General features: G+C 71.9%; 15 protein-coding genes. 7 read left to right on the top strand and 8 right to left on the bottom strand.

Annotated features, from left to right (window positions below):
• The first annotated feature begins 19 nt into the window (after nt 1-19).
• Nucleotides 20-853 carry a hypothetical protein gene (locus LIU39_RS02860; protein ID WP_227044158.1) on the top strand — a complete coding sequence of 278 codons (834 nt, stop codon included), beginning with the start codon at nt 20-22 and terminating at the stop codon, nt 851-853.
• A 79-nt stretch (nt 854-932) separates the two neighbouring features.
• Here LIU39_RS02860 and mmuM read toward each other — a convergent pair whose 3' ends face one another.
• The gene (gene mmuM / locus LIU39_RS02855; RefSeq protein WP_227044156.1) at nt 933-1,853 is read right to left on the bottom strand and encodes a homocysteine S-methyltransferase; all 921 of its coding nucleotides are present in this window, start codon (nt 1,851-1,853) and stop codon (nt 933-935) included.
• A gap of 492 nt (nt 1,854-2,345) precedes the next feature.
• Between mmuM and LIU39_RS02850 the strand changes: the two genes are divergently transcribed.
• Nucleotides 2,346-3,257, top strand: coding sequence for a LysR family transcriptional regulator (locus LIU39_RS02850; protein ID WP_227044154.1), 912 nt, complete (start codon nt 2,346-2,348; stop codon nt 3,255-3,257).
• Between the two features lie 55 nt (nt 3,258-3,312).
• Here LIU39_RS02850 and LIU39_RS02845 read toward each other — a convergent pair whose 3' ends face one another.
• Nucleotides 3,313-4,644, bottom strand: a complete 1,332-nt coding sequence (locus LIU39_RS02845; RefSeq protein ID WP_227044152.1) for an SWF or SNF family helicase — start codon at nt 4,642-4,644, stop codon at nt 3,313-3,315.
• Nucleotides 4,641-8,111, bottom strand: a complete 3,471-nt coding sequence (locus LIU39_RS02840) for an SCO1167/SCO6262 family helicase (protein WP_227044151.1) — start codon at nt 8,109-8,111, stop codon at nt 4,641-4,643. The genes LIU39_RS02845 and LIU39_RS02840 overlap by 4 nt, the downstream gene beginning before the upstream one ends.
• A 148-nt stretch (nt 8,112-8,259) precedes the next feature.
• On the opposite strand from LIU39_RS02840, the gene LIU39_RS02835 reads away from it, so the two are divergent.
• On the top strand, nt 8,260-8,442 hold the full coding sequence (locus LIU39_RS02835) for a tail-anchor membrane protein (protein ID WP_227044149.1): 183 nt from the start codon (nt 8,260-8,262) through the stop codon (nt 8,440-8,442).
• A 1,600-nt stretch (nt 8,443-10,042) separates the two neighbouring features.
• Here LIU39_RS02835 and LIU39_RS02830 read toward each other — a convergent pair.
• On the bottom strand, nt 10,043-10,825 hold the full coding sequence (locus LIU39_RS02830; protein ID WP_227044147.1) for a hypothetical protein: 783 nt from the start codon (nt 10,823-10,825) through the stop codon (nt 10,043-10,045).
• A 284-nt stretch (nt 10,826-11,109) separates the two neighbouring features.
• On the opposite strand from LIU39_RS02830, the gene LIU39_RS02825 reads away from it, so the two are divergent.
• Complete coding sequence (locus tag LIU39_RS02825; protein WP_227044146.1) at nt 11,110-12,027, top strand: oxygenase MpaB family protein; 918 nt, start codon at nt 11,110-11,112, stop codon at nt 12,025-12,027.
• A 4-nt stretch (nt 12,028-12,031) separates the two neighbouring features.
• Here the strand turns inward: LIU39_RS02825 and LIU39_RS02820 are convergent, their stop codons facing one another.
• Complete coding sequence (locus LIU39_RS02820; protein WP_227044142.1) at nt 12,032-12,643, bottom strand: class I SAM-dependent methyltransferase; 612 nt, start codon at nt 12,641-12,643, stop codon at nt 12,032-12,034.
• Entirely contained in the window at nt 12,640-13,986 is a 1,347-nt protein-coding gene (locus tag LIU39_RS02815; RefSeq protein WP_227044141.1) for a cytosine permease, read from the bottom strand. Before LIU39_RS02815 ends, LIU39_RS02820 begins: the two co-directional genes overlap by 4 nt.
• A gap of 429 nt (nt 13,987-14,415) precedes the next feature.
• Between LIU39_RS02815 and LIU39_RS02810 the strand changes: the two genes are divergently transcribed.
• Nucleotides 14,416-15,030 (top strand): GTP-binding protein, encoded by a 615-nt coding sequence (locus LIU39_RS02810; RefSeq protein WP_227044139.1) that lies wholly within the window; start codon nt 14,416-14,418, stop codon nt 15,028-15,030.
• A 125-nt stretch (nt 15,031-15,155) separates the two neighbouring features.
• On the opposite strand, the gene LIU39_RS02805 is transcribed toward LIU39_RS02810, so the two are convergent.
• Entirely contained in the window at nt 15,156-15,584 is a 429-nt protein-coding gene (locus tag LIU39_RS02805) for a PPOX class F420-dependent oxidoreductase (RefSeq protein WP_227044138.1), read from the bottom strand.
• Between the two features lie 173 nt (nt 15,585-15,757).
• On the opposite strand from LIU39_RS02805, the gene LIU39_RS02800 reads away from it, so the two are divergent.
• Both LIU39_RS02800 and LIU39_RS02795 read left to right on the top strand, forming a co-directional pair.
• Complete coding sequence (locus tag LIU39_RS02800; RefSeq protein WP_227044135.1) at nt 15,758-16,165, top strand: roadblock/LC7 domain-containing protein; 408 nt, start codon at nt 15,758-15,760, stop codon at nt 16,163-16,165.
• A gap of 79 nt (nt 16,166-16,244) precedes the next feature.
• Nucleotides 16,245-17,138 carry a DUF6397 family protein gene (locus LIU39_RS02795; RefSeq protein WP_227044133.1) on the top strand — a complete coding sequence of 298 codons (894 nt, stop codon included), beginning with the start codon at nt 16,245-16,247 and terminating at the stop codon, nt 17,136-17,138.
• On the opposite strand, the gene LIU39_RS02790 is transcribed toward LIU39_RS02795, so the two are convergent.
• Nucleotides 17,069-17,935 (bottom strand): acyl-CoA thioesterase, encoded by an 867-nt coding sequence (locus LIU39_RS02790; protein ID WP_227044132.1) that lies wholly within the window; start codon nt 17,933-17,935, stop codon nt 17,069-17,071. The two genes, LIU39_RS02795 and LIU39_RS02790, sit on opposite strands and share 70 nt — an antisense overlap.
• Nucleotides 17,936-17,944 lie beyond the last annotated feature (9 nt).

Here is a 17,944-nt window from a genome sequence, read left to right as displayed (position 1 = left end):
AGAAGCGATCATTTCTGCCATGAGCTACCCGCCTCCTCCGCCCCCGCCGCCGAACCAGCCCCCGAACGACGGCTCCGGCGGCTTCGGCCCGCCCGCCGGCGGCTACGGCACCGGCGGACCGGCCCAGGGCGGTTACGGACAGGGCGGTTACGGGCCGGGCGGCTACCCGCAGGCCGGGGGCCCGCCGCCCGGTGGCTTCGGCCCGCCCGCCGGTGGCGCGGGCTACGGCCCCGGCGGACCCGGTGGCTGGCAGCAGCCGCCCGGCCCGCCCGGCGGCAACGGCAACGGCAAGACCATCGCGGCGATCATCGGCGGCGGGGTCGTCGTGGTGGCCGCGGTGATCGTGGCCGTGGTGATGGCCAACAGTGGGGGCGACGACCACGACAACCGGGCCCAGCCCGCGTCGAGTTCCACGACCGACGCCGCCCCCACCGAGGACGCGGCACCCAGCGACGAGCCCTCGCCCACGAACCCGGCCGGCGCGCTGCCCTCGCCGAGCGACGGCACCATCCCGTTCTTCCGGCTCAAGGTCGGCGACTGCTACGACCTGGCCGCCGACGGCGGCGGCAACAACAACTCCGCCTCCTGCAACGGTCCGCACGACGCCGAGGTCGTCTCCACCCACCAGCTCGACTCCGGCTACACCACCAGCTCCGCCATCAAGCAGAAGGCGGCGTCCCTCTGCAAGAGCGAGCTGGAGAGCAAGGCGGCGGAGCAGCCGGCGGGCACGGCCGAGGGCACCTACGTCCAGTTCCCCAACGTCAGTGGCTACAAGATCGGCATCAAGACCGTCAGCTGCAGCCTGATGGGCAACAGGACCGGCACCAAGAAGCTCAGCAAGCCCCTGAGCTGAGTGGACCGCCCGGCGGTGGCTGCGTCCGGGCGCGGCCCGCAACCACCGCCGTCAAGGCCCGTGTTTGCCCCCTCGGATCTCAACGCCGCAGCTGCGCCGCCAGTCCGACGATCGCGTCCGGGCCGACCCGGCAGCAGCCGCCGATCAGCCGGGCCCCCGCCGCCGCCCACCCGGCGACCCGCCCCGCGCGGAATGCCGCGGTCCCGCACCACACCCGCGCCGCCGCGTCCCAGTGTTCCCCGCTGTTGGGATAGACCACCACCGGCTTGCCGGCGACCCGCACGGCCACCTCCACCGCACGGTCCACGTCCTGCGGGGCGCAGCAGTTGACACCCACCGCGATCACCTCGTCCGCGTCGGCGGCCACCGCGAACGCCTCGTCCAGCGGCTGCCCGGCGCGGGTACGGCCGCCCTCGATGCTGTACGACAGCCAGGCCGGTGTGCCGAGCCCTCGGACCGCCCGCAGCAGCGCACGGGCCTCGTCCACGTCCGGCACCGTCTCCAGTGCCAGCACATCGGGCCGCGCCGCCGCCAGCACCTCAAGGCGCGGGCGGTGGAAGCGCTCCAGCTCCGCGACGGACAGGCCGTAGCGGCCGCGGTACTCCGAACCGTCCGCCAGCATCGCCCCGTAGGGACCTGCCGACGCGGCGACGAACAGCGGCCCCGCCACCCCGCCCGCCGTGGCGCGCCGCGCCGCCTCGCGCGCCAGCTCCACGCTCCGGGCCAGCAGCGCGGCCGCCTCGTCGTGGCCGATGCCGCGCCGGGCGAAGCCCTCGAACGTCGCCTGGTAGCTGGAGGTGATCGCGACCTGCGCCCCCGCCTCGTAGAACGCGAGATGCGCGCGGACCACTGCCTCCGGATCCTCGGCGAGCAGCCGGGCCGACCACAGCGCATCGCTCAGATCGTGCCCCGCCGAATCCAACTGCTGGGACAGGCCGCCGTCCAGGACCACCGGGCCCGCGGCGAGGGCATCGGCGAACGACGGGAGCGCGCTGACCATGGGACCAACCTTTCCTGCTGCGGTGCGGCCGCGGTTTCCGGCCCGGTCCGGATCGTACGTCCGCCAGGCCGGCGCGGTCCGGCCATGCGGCTGCGGCTGCGGCTCGGTGACCCGCGGCGTCCGTGGTCCGTACTCCGCCGGTGCGGGGGGAGCAGGGGATCTGCCCGGATGGAGGGACGAGCCGGGAATTCCAGGGGAATGGCGGACCCGTGCCACATTCTTGAGTATCGCGCAGGGAGGGTTGAGGAGGGACTGAGGTGGAGCCGATATTGCCTGCTTATGAAAGCGTCATCTCCGCGCAATGGTGCGTCACATTCCGGCAATACATTCCGGCAATGGAAAGGTCGCGGCCGCCGAGATTCGCGCCTATGCGACGGCGCGTTTGCGGAGTTGAGCAGCCGATATGGATCGACGAGGTGGTGATAGGGTTTTCCTTGAATTGTTGCCCGGCGGTCCGGCCGGGGTCGTTATCGGTGCCGGGGGTGCGTTCTCGTGCGGATCGAGCAGTTGGAATACATTGCCGCCGTGACCCGGCTCGGTTCGCTGCGCAAAGCCGCGGAGGAACTGCATCTTTCGCAGCCCGCGCTGAGCGAAACCGTTCGGAATCTGGAGCGCGAACTCGGCGTCGACATTCTTGAGCGCAAGCGTTCCGGCGCGAAGATCAGTGACGACGGCAGGGAGCTGCTGCCGCACATCATCGGCGTGCTCGACTCGGTCGACAAGCTGCGCCGGGCGGCCGACGACCAGCTGCACATCAGCCGCATGGTGCGGCTGGGAACGGTCAACGCGGCCACCGTCCCGCTGCTGGTGCCGACCATCCGCGAGTTCCGGGCCGGTCATCCGGCGACGCAGGCCGAGGTGATCGGCGCGCAGCAGGCCGAGATCCACCGCTCACTGCTGGAGGGCAGCCTCGACCTCGGCCTCGTCAACTACCTCCGCGGCGACGACCTGCCGCCGGACGTACACACCACCGAACTCCTGCGCGGCCGGCCGGTGGTGTGCATCCGGCCGGACAATCCCCTGGCCGAGCTGAACGAGGTGGGGGTGGGCGACCTGCTGTCCCAGCCGCTGATCGTGATGCGCTCCGGCTACGTCATGCACCGCTTCGTGCACCGCCTGCTCAAGGGCCGCGAGCCGTCCTTCTCGTACTCCACCGACGGCGCGGAAATGGGCAAGCTGATGGTGGCCGAGGGGCTGGGGGCCACCGTGCTGCCGGACTACAGCGTGATGGGCGACCCGTTGGAGCGCAGCGGCGCGCTCACCTGCCGCCCATTGGCGGGCGACGGGACCGAGGTCGTGATGGTGCTCCAGCGCCCGCGCTCCGCCTCCGTGCCGAGGGCCGCCCGGGACCTCCACGAGATCTTCGTACGCCGCGCGGCCGCGCACCGCGAGGCCCGCGGCTGACCCCCGGGAGGGCCCGAGCACGCCGGGCCCGTGCGGGACGCGCACGCACCTCCCGCTAAGGCGTGTCTTCCGCCGCCGACAGGGAGGCCAGCGCCGCAGCCGGATCGTCGGATGCCGGGCCGGCCGGCGCCCACCGGCCGTGTTCCTTGCGGTACGGCCACCAGCGTCCGTCCCGCCCGTACCGCACCTGGGTGTCCTCGCCGACCACCGTCCAACGGCCGCGCGCCGCCCGCAGCCGAGGCCGCGGCTCGCCCTCCTCCCAGGCCGCAGCGAGCCGGTCCTCGGCACGTGCCAGCGCGTCGGGGCCCGGAGCGTGGTCCTCCTCCAGCGCCTCCAACGCGGCGGCTGCGCCCAGCCGCCAGGCCCGTACGGCCAGCGACAGCGCCCTCGCGTCGCGCCCCGAACCCGCCGCGAGCCGCGCCGTGACGGCCGCGTCCGGGCCGGCCGCCGCCAGCCGGACGGCGTCCTGGGCCGGGGTCAGCGCGGGCGCGGGCGGGGTGTCCGGGTGCCGGGCGGAGAGCGCTTCGGCGAGCAGATGCCGGGCACGTGCTGCGGTGTCGGCCGTCAGGAACTCCAGGGACGGCACGTCCACCCCGGGTGCGGGCGGGGCGCCGCCGCTCAGCGAGGGCGCGGTGCCCGGAACGTCGACGGGCGGCGGCGGGTCGGGCAGCGGCGGCAGGATGTCGCGCGCGGCGAACACCTCGGCGGCCGGTATTCCGGCCGGTTCCGTCGCCCGCGCCCCGGCGGCGCCGCCCGGTGCAGGCTCGGCGCGGGCCGCGCTGCGCGCCTGCAACTCGTCCAGCAGTTCCCGTTCGCCGCGGCCCCGCATCAGCAGCAGGAGGAACGGATCCTCGTCCAGGAGGCGGGCCAGCTGATAGCAGAGCGCGGCCGAGTGTGCGCAGTGATCCCAGGCGTCACAGCTGCACTCCGACTCCAAGTCGCCGATTCCCGGCAGGAGTTCGATGCCGGCCGCCCCCGCGTCCTCGACGAGTACCGGCGGTATGTCGCGGTCCAGGAGGGCGGCTATATGCCCGGCGCGGTCCGCCATCACGTCCAGGAGGCGGTCCCAGTCGGCGTCGTCGAGCTGCTGCAGCAGGACATCGGACCGGTGGTGGGTGTGATCGCGGTCCTGTACGACGGCCGTGATCCGGCCGGGGCGCACCGACACCGCACCGACGGCACCCGCCCGCGCATGCCGCCTGCCGAGCTTGACCTGCGCATTGTCCAGAGCGGTGTCCTCCAGGGCCTTCAGCCAGGCCCGGCCCCACCAGGTGCGCGCGAAGGCGCCACCGTGTTCCACAGGCAGCGCGGCGAAGGTACGCTCCGGCGCCCGCGTGCCGCCGTCGCCCCTCGCGGTCTCGTCCCCGCGGTCATCCGCCTCGGTCATCGCTCGCTCCCTCGCAGTGCGACCAGGTCCGCCAGTTCGGCGTCGGTGAGTTCGGTCAGCGCGGCCTCGCCGGAGCCGAGCACCGCGTCGGCCAGCCGCTGCTTACGGGCGAGCAGGCCGGCGATCCGGTCCTCGATCGTGCCCTCGGTGATCAGCCGGTGCACCTGCACCGGCTGCGTCTGCCCGATCCGGTAGGCACGGTCGGTGGCCTGAGCCTCGACGGCCGGATTCCACCAGCGGTCGAAATGCACCACATGTGAGGCCCGGGTGAGATTGAGCCCCGTGCCCGCGGCCTTCAACGACAGTAGGAAGACCGGCACTTCGCCGTCCTGGAACCGTCGCACCATCTCCTCGCGCCGGGCGACCGGAGTACCGCCGTGCAACAGCTGCGTGGGCACGCCACGCGCCGCCAGATGCTGCTCCAGCAGCCGCGCCATCTGCACGTACTGCGTGAACACCAACACGCTCGCCTCCTCGGCGAGCAGCGTGTCCAGCAGCTCGTCCAGCAACTCGGTCTTCCCCGAACGCCCGCCGATCCGCGGCGCGTTGCGCCCGGTACCGGACTCCTTGAGGTACTGCGCGGGGTGGTTGCAGATCTGCTTGAGCGAGGTGAGCAGTTTGACGACCAGCCCACGCCGGGCGAAACCGTCCGCCCCCGCGATATCGCCGAGCCCCTCGCGCACCACCGCTTCGTACAGACCGGCCTGTTCGCCCGTCAGCGCCACCGCACGGTCGGTCTCCGTCTTCGGCGGCAGCTCAGGGGCGATGCCCGGGTCGGACTTACGGCGCCGCAGCAGGAACGGCCCGACCAGCCGGGACAGCCGCTCCGCCGCGGCAGCCGCATCGGCCGACGCCGCCGATCCGCCCTCGATGACCTGGGCGTAACGCGAACGGAAGCGGCCGAGCGGCCCGAGCAGCCCCGGGGTGGCCCAGTCCAGGATCGCCCACAGTTCGGACAGGTTGTTCTCCACCGGGGTACCGGTCAGCGCGACCCGCGCCCGCGCCGGGATCGCCCGCAGCGCCCGCGCGGTCGCCGAAAACGGATTCTTCACGTGCTGCGCCTCGTCGGCGACGACCAGCCCCCACTCCACGCCGGCCAGCCGGGCGGTATCCAGCCGCATGGTGCCGTACGTGGTGAGGACGAATGCGCCGTCCGCCAGACCCGTCAGGTCGCGCTGTCCGGCATGGAACCTGCGGACGGGAGTACCGGGCGCGAACTTCTCGATCTCCCGCTGCCAGTTGCCCATGAGAGAGGTGGGACAGACGACGAGGGTGGGTCCTGCGGTCTCCGGCGTGCTCGTGCGGTGCAGGTGCAGTGCGATCAGCGTGACCGTCTTGCCGAGACCCATGTCGTCGGCGAGGCAGCAGCCGAGTCCGAGCGAGGTCATCCGGTGCAACCAGCCGAGGCCGCGCACCTGGTAGTCGCGCAACGTCGCGGCGAGCGCCGGGGGTTGTGCGACGGGCGCGGCACCGGCGCGTTCGGGATCCGTCAGCCGGTCCCGGAGCGCGGCCGGCCACCCGGCAGCCTCGACCGCGACCCGGCCGCCGTCGCCGGTCTCGACGGACCCGGTCAGGGCGGCGCCCAGCGCATCGAGCGGCGTGATCTTACGGTCCCTGCGACCCCGTGCCGCCCGTAGCGCCTCGGGATCGACGAGCACCCACTGGTCGCGCAGCCGTACCAGCGGCCGCCCCGCCTCGGCGAGCCGCTCCAGCTCCGCCCTTTCGATCTCCTGACCACCCACGGCGAACCGCCAGCTGAACGAGAGCAGCGCATCGGCCGAGAGCAGCGACGGCGGACCGGACCTGGCACCGCCCCAGTCACCGGTATCGCTCCCAGTGCCATACGGGGGAGCGCTACCGGAATCGGCCGGGCCCACCACGGCGCGGGTGGTGAGGCCGCGGGCCAGTTCCTTCGGCCAGTGGACCTGCACACCGGCGGCGGCCAGTGCGCGCCCGGCCGTCCCCAGCAGCTCGCCGATCTCCTCGTCGGCCAGCTCGATCATGTCCGGCACGGCCGCGGAGAGCAGCGGCGCGAGCGGCGCCCACGTAGCGGCGGCCCGCCGCAGGGCGAGCAGACTGTCCATCCGCGCCCGCGCCCCGAACGCCCCACCGGCCGGCGACACCCCGGCCCACACCTCTGCCGCATCCGCCACCAGCGCGGGATCGGTACGGCTGTGCACCTGAAGGACGGCGACGAAGGAGACGTCGGGAGAAGCGCTCCCGGTGGCGGCTGGGGGAGGGGCGGAGGTATTGGGGGCTGCGGCGGGTTCGGTTGTTCTGGTGGCTCCGGTGGTTTCGGTTGCTCTGGTTGCTCTGGTTGCTCTGATGGCTTCGGAAGGTGGCGTGGGGGTGGATGGAGGACCGTCCGAAGGCCGAGGGGGAGGGGGCGCCGGGAGGTCGCCCGCGAGGCGGGGGACGGGGTTCGCCGGGAGGGCATCCACGGGGCGGGATGCGTCCGTCCGCGGGTCCGCGGTATCCCCGCCCTCCCGCTCCTGCGGCCGTTCCCGTGTCCCTTCCCCCGCCGGTCGCTGTCCGTGCGGCTCCCCGGTGTCCGCCGTCTCGCCCGACGCTCCGGGATTGCCCGCCGGACCACCCGCCCCCGCCCCGCGCACCTCCACACGAAGCGAGATCCGCACGCCCGCGTCGTGGCCGGCGGCGACGTCCGCCGCCCAGGCGTGCTGTTCCGGAATGTGCTGCGGGGCGGACGCCGCGAAGGCCGGTCCGCCGGTGGCGAGCGCGGCGGCGGGGGAGCGCGGCAGCCCGTCGGCGACCGCGTCGAGAAAGGCGCGCAGATGGCGTTCCGGTTCGGGTAGTCGCACGGGCCCGTCACCGGGCAGCGGCGTGGCGTGCGCGTACGGCGGCATGGCCGCGGCCAGTTCACGCAGCCGCTCGATGTCGGCGGTGTCGAGCGGGCCCAGTCGCCAGGCGTCGTGATCGCCGGGGCTCAGCCCCGGGAGCAGCCGCCCCCGGGCGGCGAGCTGCAGCGCGAGCAGGGCGGCCGCGCCCCAGAAAACGGTGGCCGGATCGGCGGACCGCGCCGCACGCGCGCGCGTCAGAAATGGCAGCGCCTCGGCAACAGGCAGGACGACGGCCGGTACTTCGTCCGCTACGACGCCACCCTCCCCGTCCGGCAGGACGACCGTCAGCCGTCCGCCGTCCGCGGGGCCCGCACCGCCCGCCGCCCGGTCCTGGTCTGCTGTCACTGCCACCCGGCCGTGGCGCGCCGGTTCGCCGTCGCTTCGTTCGTTGTCGCTCCGGCGGTCGTCACCCGGGTCGTTCTCGCTCCGGTTGTCGTCGCTCGGGAGGCGGCCGGTCGGGAGGTCGCCGAGGGGTGCGCCGTCGGGGCGCCAGAACGCGATCCGGCCGGTCCGCGGCGGGTCCGACGGCAGGAACGTCGCCGCACAGCGGGCGAGGTCGGTGAGGGAGGAGGGCGAAGATACGGCTGTCGCCGAGGGGAGGTGAGGCACTGCGCCGATGGCTCCTCAAATTTGACTACTGGCGGCTGTGGCGCCCGAGAGTACAGGAAGCCCTGACCGTTCAGGGAACCTCCGGAGCCGAAACGGCGTTCAATGGGATACATGGAGCGCGGCACGCGCCGCGGAAGGGGTGTGAAGGATGTCCACACGGGCGAAGGTCGCAGTCGGCGGCGTCGCGGTGGGAGTGATCCTGCTGTGGCTGCTGCCCCTTTGGGCGGCTCTTCTGGTCATGGTCGGGGTGCCGGCGGTCGCCTACCTGACGCTGGACCCCTCGCAGCGAAGCAGGCTCCGCCGAGCCGGCCGCAAGCAACTGGGGCGCTGACCTCCCGGGGCGGCGGCCCAGGACGGGAAGCCCCTCGGTGGGAGGTCTTGGAGCGGAGGTGCCGGGGCGGGAGCTCTGAGGCCGGGCAGCGCTGACGGGCTGGCGGATGGGTTGCCCACTTCAGCCTTCGGTTGTGGGCTGCCGCGCGGTCTCGGGCGAACTCGCAGATCGGGTCCGAACGCCCCGCTGCCCCCCCCCGAAAGCGCTCGGCGCGGGGATGGTCGCTGCCACTGCCGTGCTGCCGCTGCCGCGCCACCGCGCACTGAACGTCACCCGCGGCGCCCGTCGCTCCCGACAGCGCCATCGTCGACATCACCAAGGAAGGCGCATCCGCCGTCGAGCCGCGACCGTAGCGCGAGGCCCCACTCTCTCCATGGGGCCTTCCCCTGCACGGCCCCTTTTCCCTTCCTCCTTCCTCTGGAACCGCCCGAGCGTCTTTCGGCCCCTCACCTCGATGCCGTTCCGATTGCTGATGGGTTGCTGTTTCCGGCATCCGTGTCGGTGGTGCCGGTGTGCATGGCGAGCCTGCAGCGCAGCGCCCCTCGACGCATGGCCTGGCCGGCAGAGAACGAAAGGACGCTGGCCCGTCCCGCCGTCCGTCGACTCAATCTCTGCCCAGCCCGTGAAGCGCTGGGTCACGGCCGGCCGAAGCGAGCGCCTCGCCGCCACCTGGAGCGGCATTGGCGCAATGTTCCCAAGTCAGCCTGTCCGCAACGGACTTCCGCGGGCTCTCCGGCTCCCACCGTGATGGTGTCCCGAGACTGAAGCCGCAATTCGAGGCCGAGGACGCCCCCCCACGCCACATGCAGCTCCAACGCAGGGTCGTTCGACGGGCCTCGCCCTGCAACGAGACGCAGTCAGCCGCGGCCCTCAGCGACCACGCGCCGCTCCCTCCTCCCTCTTCCCGCCGTACCTTCCTCCCCACCGTCGTGTGGCGTACTGCCAGTGACAGTCGGCAGTTGCCTGTGTCTGCCGGCGTTTGCCGGAGTGCTGGAACGACGGCGACAGCTCCGCCGTTCCAGCACTCCGGCTCTCACCCCGGGTCACGGACTGTGTGCGTGGTAGTGCGGTCGCCGCCCAGCTCGGGTGCTCAAGAGAGAGCCGCTGTACCGGCTGCCGCTATGCCTCGATGGTCAGGCCGTGCAGGCCGCCGCCCTGTCGGCACCTGCTATACGGCACTCCGGTCGCGGTGCGAACGGCCGGTTACTGTCCGAGTTGTGCCGCCGCGCAGCCGCCGTACGGACTCCCGCTATCGGGTTCGGCCCACGTCGCTCCGCCCGATGGGACGCCGAGCGGAACGCCGTCCCCTGCCATACCCCGGCCGCCCCCCGACCCATGGCACCCTGTGCCCTTCGGCGCACCGACGTGTGCACCGAAGTGCGTACCGCTCCGACTGCCGGCTCCTTCCGGTCCTGCTCCTGGAACAGTCCCTGGAGACGCCCCTGAATCCGCCCCTGCGTCGAAGTGGTCATTTGATCGCGCGCACCACTGTTCACCTGCATCAATGCCTCCCCGTCTGTCCTGCTCGATCGATGCAGGACAAGTCCATCACAGGGGTCTGACAATCGACGTCGGCGAGCGCGGCAGGGCAGCCCGGAGGTCAGACGGGGCGGGCCGCCAGCTCGTCCAACGACGTCAGCAAGGCCGGGAGTTCGGGGCCGCGGCCCACCGGGTGGACCTCGCCAGGCTCCTCGTCCAGGAGCACGAACGCGATGTCGTCGGTGCGCGCCACCATGCTCCAGCCGGGGCCGTCCACGCGCAGGGTGCGCGCCTCGCCCGCGGCGAACGAGGACCGGACCCGGCCGGGCGGCGGCGGTTCGGTCACGTACCCGTGCGCCTCCGCCATGACCCGCCGCACTCCCCGATGGGGCTGCTCACCGGCGCCCACGAAAGTGACGTCACCGTCCACCTGCTCACGCCACGCCGCCCACTGGAGCGCGATCTCGTCCGCCCCCAGGCGCCGTTGGGCAGGTCCCCATTCCGCGGCGTCCGGAGGGGCCAGCGGTGCCGGGGCTCCGTCTTCGGGTTCGGGATCGTGCGGCTCGGGGATGCCGGGAGCCGACACGGCCAGCGCCAGCGGCCAGCCGGGCAGGGCGGCGACGATGCTGTCCTCCCCGGGTGAGAGGTCGTATTCCATCCCGCAGTCCCAGGCGGCGACCGCGCAGGCGACCAGAGACACGTCCTCGGTGGCCACCGTCCAGCGGGCCCCCTGCCCGTCCTGCCCGAGGACCAGCCCGTAGCCTTCCGCGTACGGTTCGAGGCCGAGCCCGGCGCACACTTCGGGGTAGTCGTCGCCGAGGACGCTCGGGAACTGGGCGGGTGTCAGCAGTACCGCCGTCAGCACGAACAACTGGTCGTTGTCGGCGCTCTCGGTCGTGGACACGCGAGCCTCCCATCCGTTCCGTCCGATGTTTTTCGGCGCACCCTAATTGGCTTGGTACGGCCTTGTCACCAGCCGCGGTCTCCCCGTTGGGTTTCCCCAGCCGTTGCCTGCACCGTGTGCGCCGGTAATGCCGGGTCTCCTACGAGAAGCCCCGCCTGCCCTGTGCCGCGGGCGGATCCGGCCACGTCGCTCTCCGGACCCGCCGTACTTCCCTCCGCCACCCGTGAAGCGCCCCCGAAACGCCTAGAATTGAGGTTTCGGCGATCGAAGGAGCGGGGTATCACGTGCGGCGCTATGACTGGCTGAAGGAGATCCGGAGGCTCGACCCGGAGCGCGATTTCCTGCGGATCTACCGCATCACCGCGACATACGAATTCCCCTGGGACATGACCCGGGCCCTGGAACTCGCCCTCTACCGGACGTACGCGGTGCCGAGCATCGGCCGGCTCCTTGCCCGTACCGCGGAGCTGACGGACCGCACTCAGAAGCGCTACGACGACACGGCGCTCCTCCTGGACGCCGTTGTCGAGCACGGTTTCGACGGCGAGGACGGCCGCGCGGCGATCCGGCGCATCAACCAGATGCACCGCGGTTACGACATCAGCAACGACGACATGCGGTACGTCCTCTGCACCTTCGTGGTGGTGCCCAAGCGCTGGATCGACGCGTACGGATGGCGGCGCCTGAGCACGCACGAGAAGCAGGCGATTGCCGCGTACTACCGCACCCTCGGCCGCCACATGGGCATCACCGAACTCCCGCACACCTACCAGGACTTCGAACGCTGCCTGGACGACTACGAAGAGGCGCACTTCGGTTGGGACGAGGGCGCCCGCAAGGTCTCGGACGCCACCTTGGACCTGATGGCGGGCTGGTACGGCCCGCTCGCCCCGGTGGTGCGCGGAGCCAGCATGGCCCTCCTGGACGACTCCCTGCTGGCGGCCTTCCGGTACGAGCGGCCCAGGCCCGCGGTCCGTACGGCCGTCCGCTCCGCCCTGCGGCTGCGCGCCAGGACCGTCCGCCTGCTCCCGCCGCGCCGCACGCCCCACTACGCCCGGCAGAATCCCGAGATCAAGGGCTACCCCGACGGCTTCCGGGTCGCCGACCTCGGCACGTTCCCCGCCCCGCGGCGGGCCGGCGCCTGCCCGGTGCCGCACACCGAACGCCCCGATGCGCAGCCGGAGTCCGGCCGCCCGGCGTGACCGCTCAGCCCCTGCGGACCGCCAGTGCCAGAAAGTGGGTGTCCGCGTCGGCATAACGGATGAGGTCCCAGCCGCTGCCGGCAAGGAGGGGCCGCAGGTTCGGCTTGGCCCGTAGGTCGTCGGGGGTGAGCGGGCGGCCCTTGCGCGCGGCGAGGGCGGCCCGCCCGATGGGGTGGAACAGTGCCAGCCGGCCTCCGGGGCGCACGGTTCTGGCGAGTTCGGTGAGATTGCCTGCCGGGTCCGGCAGGTGGGAGATGAGCCCGGCGGCGAAGACGGCGTCCAGCGTTCCGCCGCCGAGCGGCAGTCGTCCCGCATCCGCCAGCAGCAGGCAGGCGGCGGTGTCCCGTCCGGCTCGTACGGCGGCGTGCAGCATCTCGGGGGTGAGGTCCGCGCCCAGGACGGTTCCGCGCGGGCCCACGGCGGCGCGTAGCGCGGGCAGGGCGCGTCCCGTGCCGCAGCCGGCGTCCAGGACCCGGTCGCCTTCCCGCAGGCCCAGCTCGGCGACGCCTGCGGCGTAGGCGGGGCCGTCGTCGGGGAAGCGGCTGTCCCAGCCGGCTGCGCGCGGTGCGAAGAACGCCCGGACGTGCTCCGTCCGGTCGGTGTGGTCGTCGGTCATCGGACTCCTTCGGTGGCGGCACGGTCTGCCAGAGGGGCGGTGGCGGCGTAGAGGACGGCCGCGGCGACCAGAGCCACCACGACGCCGAGGTTCATGGCGCCCAGTCTGCCGTGAGCAGCGGATTCGGTGAGCAGGAAGCCCACCGCACGGGCGATGTTGGGATCGGCGGAGGTGATCAGACCGAGGCCGACGGCCGTGGCGGCGGCAAGCGACAGCACGGCGGGCCACCCCAGGGTGCGCGTCGCCGCCAGGTCGAACCCGGTGTGGCGCCGATGCCACTGCTCCACCAGGAAGACGGCCGTCCACGCTGCCATCGCCACACCGATGACGGACAGGAACGCCTGGAAGGTGGCGAAGAAGCTGGGGGAGACGAACAGGACGTACCAGCCGCCACCGCCATCAGGGCGCCGTCCACCAGCACCGCCAGATGGCGGCGGACGGGGATGCCCAGGGTCAGCAGCGACATGCCGGAGCTGTAGATGTCCATGATCGCCCCGGAGGTGAAGCCCCCGATGGCGGCCGGCAGATACGGCACCAGGAACCAGGTGCGCAGCTCGGCGGCGAGCGCGCCCACGGGGTCGGCGGCCGCGGCCGCGGCGAGCTTCGGGTCGTTCGCGTCGAGCAGGACGCCGAAGACCAGGAGTACCAGTGGCGACAGGACGCCGCCCAGGGTCGTCCAGCCGGTGATCGCCCGGCCGCTGCTGTCCGCGCGGCAGGTACCGGCTGTAGTCGGCGCCGCAGTTCACCCAGCCCGGGCCGAGCAGCGTCATCGCGAACACGATGCCGCCGATGAAGGTTCCCGCGTCTCCCGGTGTGCCGTGCCGGAGGGCCGCCGGATCGATGCGGTCGGCCAACAGCACCACGGAGGCCGCCGTCATGGCGGTGATGGCCGCGGTCAGATACTTCTGCACCTTCATGATCAGCGCGTGCCCGAAGATCCCCACCACCACGACCGATACGGCAGTCGTGGCGAAGCACAGCGCCTGCGCAGCGGTCGTCGGAGTCGTCCCGTCCGCTTGCGCGAACACCGTCGGCGACAGCCGCGCCAGGATGGCGGACCCGCCGAGGGAGGACAGGGCGACCAGCACCGTTTCCCAGCCGATGGTGGAGAGGTAACTGAACAGCGTGGGCAGCTTGTTGCCCTGCCGGCCGAAGGAGGCCCGGCCGATGGCCATGGTGGGCGCGCCGGTCCGGGCGCCGGCGACCGACACCAGGCTGACCAGGAGGAACGACAGCACGTACCCGGCGGTCCCGGTGACGAGGGCCTGCCAAGGGCTCAGCCCGAGTGCCACCATGTGCACGCCGTAGACGATGGACAGGAGGGACAGCCCGAGGCGGCCCACGGCCAGAACGGGGCCCGGGGCGTGCCGTGGCGTTCGGACTCCGGCACGGGGTTGATGCCGTGGCGTTCGACCACGCCGGCCGACGTGTTCGCTGCGGCATCACATTCCAGGCGTTCCGGCGACTCCTGCTGCGTCATGCGCCCACGATCCCCCGTGATCCCTGGCGAAAGGGAACGTTCCCAGACCGTTCAATTCCGGTCAGTGAGGGGGCAGTCGGTGCCGTTACAGCTCAACTACGCGGTCCAGTAGGGGATCTGAACGTATGCACCTGGAAAGCTTTCCCGAAAATCAAGGAATTCCTGATGGCGCGGGGGTACGGTCCTCGCCATGGTTTCGGACGGCGCTCAGCCGCCCGCGGCTCCTGTCACCGAGCCGTGCATCCGATCGCCCCGTGCCGCACGGGGACCTGCATCCTGGAGGAAACGGCCGATGACAGCCGCACAAGGGGATCCGAACGGCACTGCCCTGGACCCCGGCCCCGACCTGGCGCTGAAGATCCTGGTGGCCGGCGGCTTCGGGGTGGGCAAGACGACGCTGGTGGGGTCCGTCAGCGAGATCCGCCCGCTGCGCACGGAGGAAGAGCTCACCTCCGCGAGCGAATCGGTGGACGACACCGGGAAGGTGCACCGCAAGACCACCACCACGGTGGCCATGGACTTCGGCCGCATCACCATCAGGTCGGGCCTGTCGCTCTACCTCTTCGGGACGCCGGGTCAGGACCGCTTCTGGTTCCTGTGGGACGACCTCTCGGACGGCGCCCTGGGCGCCGTGGTACTGGCGGACACCCGGCGCCTGGAGGACTGTTTCCCGGCGGTCGACTACTTCGAACGGCGCGCCGTCCCGTTCCTGGTGGCCGTCAACTGCTTTGCGGATTCCCGCTCTTATGCCGCTGACGAGGTGGCCCACGCACTCGATCTGGACCGCGGCACCCCGGTGGTGCTCTGCGACGCACGCGACCGCGACTCGGGCAAGGAGGTGCTCATCCGGCTGGTCGAGCATGCCGGGCGGCGGTACACCTCTCCCGTACTCGATTCGGTCGGATGAGCCGGGGGCCGGGACCGGCCCCCATCACGGCCGACGGGGCTCACGGGCCGGCGTCCCGCTCGGGTGGACGGGCCGCCTGCGGCGCATCGTGAGTGCGCCGCCCCGTATGCGGCCCGTCCCGCCCGTCAGGAGGCGAGTTCCGCCACGGCTACGGCGTTGTCGATCGTGACCCGCACCACCAGTTCTCCGGGCACCCCGTTCCGTGCGCCGTACTCCTCTGCACGCTCCTCACCCATGTAGCGCGCCGCGATACGCGTGGCCCAGTGGCGCACTTCCGCCACCTCGTCATTGATCTCCGCCGTCCCCTGGAGGACGACGAACGCGAAAGGCGGCCGTTCGTCGTCGACGCACAGCGCCACCCTGCCGTCGCGCAGCAGATTGCGGCCCTTGACCGTGTCCTTTCCCGTGTTGAACACCACCTCGTCGCCGTCCACGAGGAACCACACCGGGGCGACGTGCGGGCTGCCGTCGGCCCGTACGGTCGACAGCTTGCCGGTACGGGTTCCCTCGGAAAGGAACTTCTGCCACTCATCCTTGGTCATTTTTCGTGCCATGCGCACATACTCCCCACCCGGAACGACGGCGCGGGGCAGGGCACGCCGGGCGGCAGAACTGCGCTGCAGGGCCGCTTGCCGAGATGCCGGAGGTGAGCCAGGCTGGCACGGCAGTTGTGGACGGGCTGCCGACCGCGTCGCGGGCGTGGACGGGGACACGGGGAGGAACCGGCATGGCACTGACCAGCGGACTCGACTGGCTGCTGGACGATCTGACCAACCGCGTGGAGAACGTGCGGCACGCACTGGTGCTTTCCAACGACGGGCTGGTCACGGGCACCAGCCAGGAGTTGACGCAGGAGGACGCGGAACATCTGGCCGCGGTCGCTTCGGGGCTGCACAGTCTCGCGAAAGGGACGGGGCTCCATTTCCGGGCCGGACGGGTCCGGCAGACGATGGTCGAATTCGATGAGGCCGTGCTGTTCGTGACCGCGGCCGGCGACGGCAGTTGCCTGGGCGTACTGGCGGGCTCGGACGCCGACATGGGACAGATCGCCTACGAAATGACCCTGCTCGTCAACCGCGTCGGCGAACACCTCGCCGTCGCGGCACGGCAGCCGCAAAGTTATCCACAGGCTTGAGACGTGGGTTGACCCACTGTCATCCCCCCTCGCTACAGTCGTGACTGTCAGTGATCGACCGAGCTGTGGGGGAACAGACATGACTGTGATGTGCGACGGGCAGCAGACGCTCGCCACGGGGCGAGCCGCCCGCGAACTGGAGCTGAGGACCGGTGAGTTCGAACTCGCCACCCAGCTGGGAGAAGTGCGCACCGTACCCGCCGGGACCGATAACCGGCCCGGGGGTGGTGCCCCGCTGAACCGCCGCCGCGTCCCGGCGGAAGAGATCGCCAGGCTGCAGGCCGAGCCGGGCTTCCCGGACACTCTCCGGGAACGGATCCGCACTGTCGGGACGACGGAGGCTGCCGAACTGATGGGCATCGCGCCCAGCCGCTTCCTGCGCCTGACGAGGGCCGGCTGCTTCGGCCCCGTCAGGTTCTACGTCAACCGCTACGGCGCCCTCGTCTGGCTCTATCTCGCCGCGGAGGTGGCCGACTTCGCCGACCGCGAACCCGAACTCCTGCGGGGCAACACCCCCGCGGCGATGCGCGTCATGCTCGACGACGGACAGGACTGGCGGGCACGCCAATGGCGCGGCCGCCGCGTCGCCCAGCTCATGGGACAGACGGCGGACCCCTGGGAATCAGCCGCGGTCATCGCCGCCGTACTGCCCCCGGAGGAATGCGCCTCCGTCGTCGGCGACCCGCTGGAGCGGTCCCTGCTCCGCCGCCTCAAGCCACACTTCGCCTCCGTGATCACGGCCACCGCCGCCGCACGGGAATCCTTCGAACGCGTCCTGACGGCCGAGGAGTTCGACGAAGTGCTGTGGTACCGCGTCAACCTCTCCCGGGCCCTGGAGGAGGCCCGCAGGGAAGCCCCCGATCGCCTCCGGGCCGCCTCCGGACCGTCCCCAGCACGCCGACGTCAGCCGCCCAGCTTCCTGAACAGCCCTTCCTGGACGACGGACACCAGCAGCCTGCCCTCCCGGTCGTAGATCGCGCCCCGGGCCAGCCCACGGCCGCCGGTGGCGATCGGCGACTCCTGGTCGTAGAGAAACCACTCGTCCGCACGGAACGGCCGGTGGAACCACATCGCGTGGTCGAGGGAGGCCATGTCGAATCCGCGCGGGCCCCACAGCGGCTCGATCGGGACACGCACCGCGTCAAGCAGGGTCATGTCGCTGGCGTAGGTCAGCGCGCAGGTGTGCACCAGCGGATCGTCACCCAACGGATCCACGGCGCGCATCCACACCGTGCTGCGCGGCTCGGCACCCTCGACCTCATCCGCGGTCCACCGCAGCCGGTCGACATACCGCACGTCGAACGGTTGCCGGCGGGCCATCCGCTGCAGCGCCTCGGGCAGCGCGCCCAGACGCTCGCGAACCTCTTCCGAGATCGTCGGCAAGCCCTCAGGTCCGGGCACCCGGCGCATCGGCAACTGATGATCGAAGCCGGGTTCCGGCTTGTGAAAGGAGGCGGTCAAATTGAAGATCGTGCGTCCCTGCTGGACGGCGACGACCCGGCGAGTGGTGAAGGACCGCCCGTCGCGTACCCGCTCCACCTGGTACACGATCGGCACCCCGGGGCGGCCCGGCCGCAGAAAATACGCGTGCAGCGAATGGACCGGCCGGTCCCCTTCCGTGGTCCGACCTGCCGCCACCAGCGCCTGTCCCGCGACCTGCCCGCCGAACACCCGCTGCAGAGACTCCTGCGGGCTGCGGCCGCGGAAAATGTTGACCTCGATCTGCTCCAGATCCAGCAGGTCGACCAGCTTCTCGTCCGAACCCGTCATGCCCGGTGC

It is taken from the genome of Streptomyces pinistramenti (genome assembly GCF_020564935.1).
Classification (GTDB): Bacteria; Actinomycetota; Actinomycetes; order Streptomycetales; family Streptomycetaceae; genus Streptomyces; species Streptomyces pinistramenti.
Note: the sequence above shows the minus strand (reverse complement) of the source record. Positions and strands in the feature narration are given on the sequence as shown.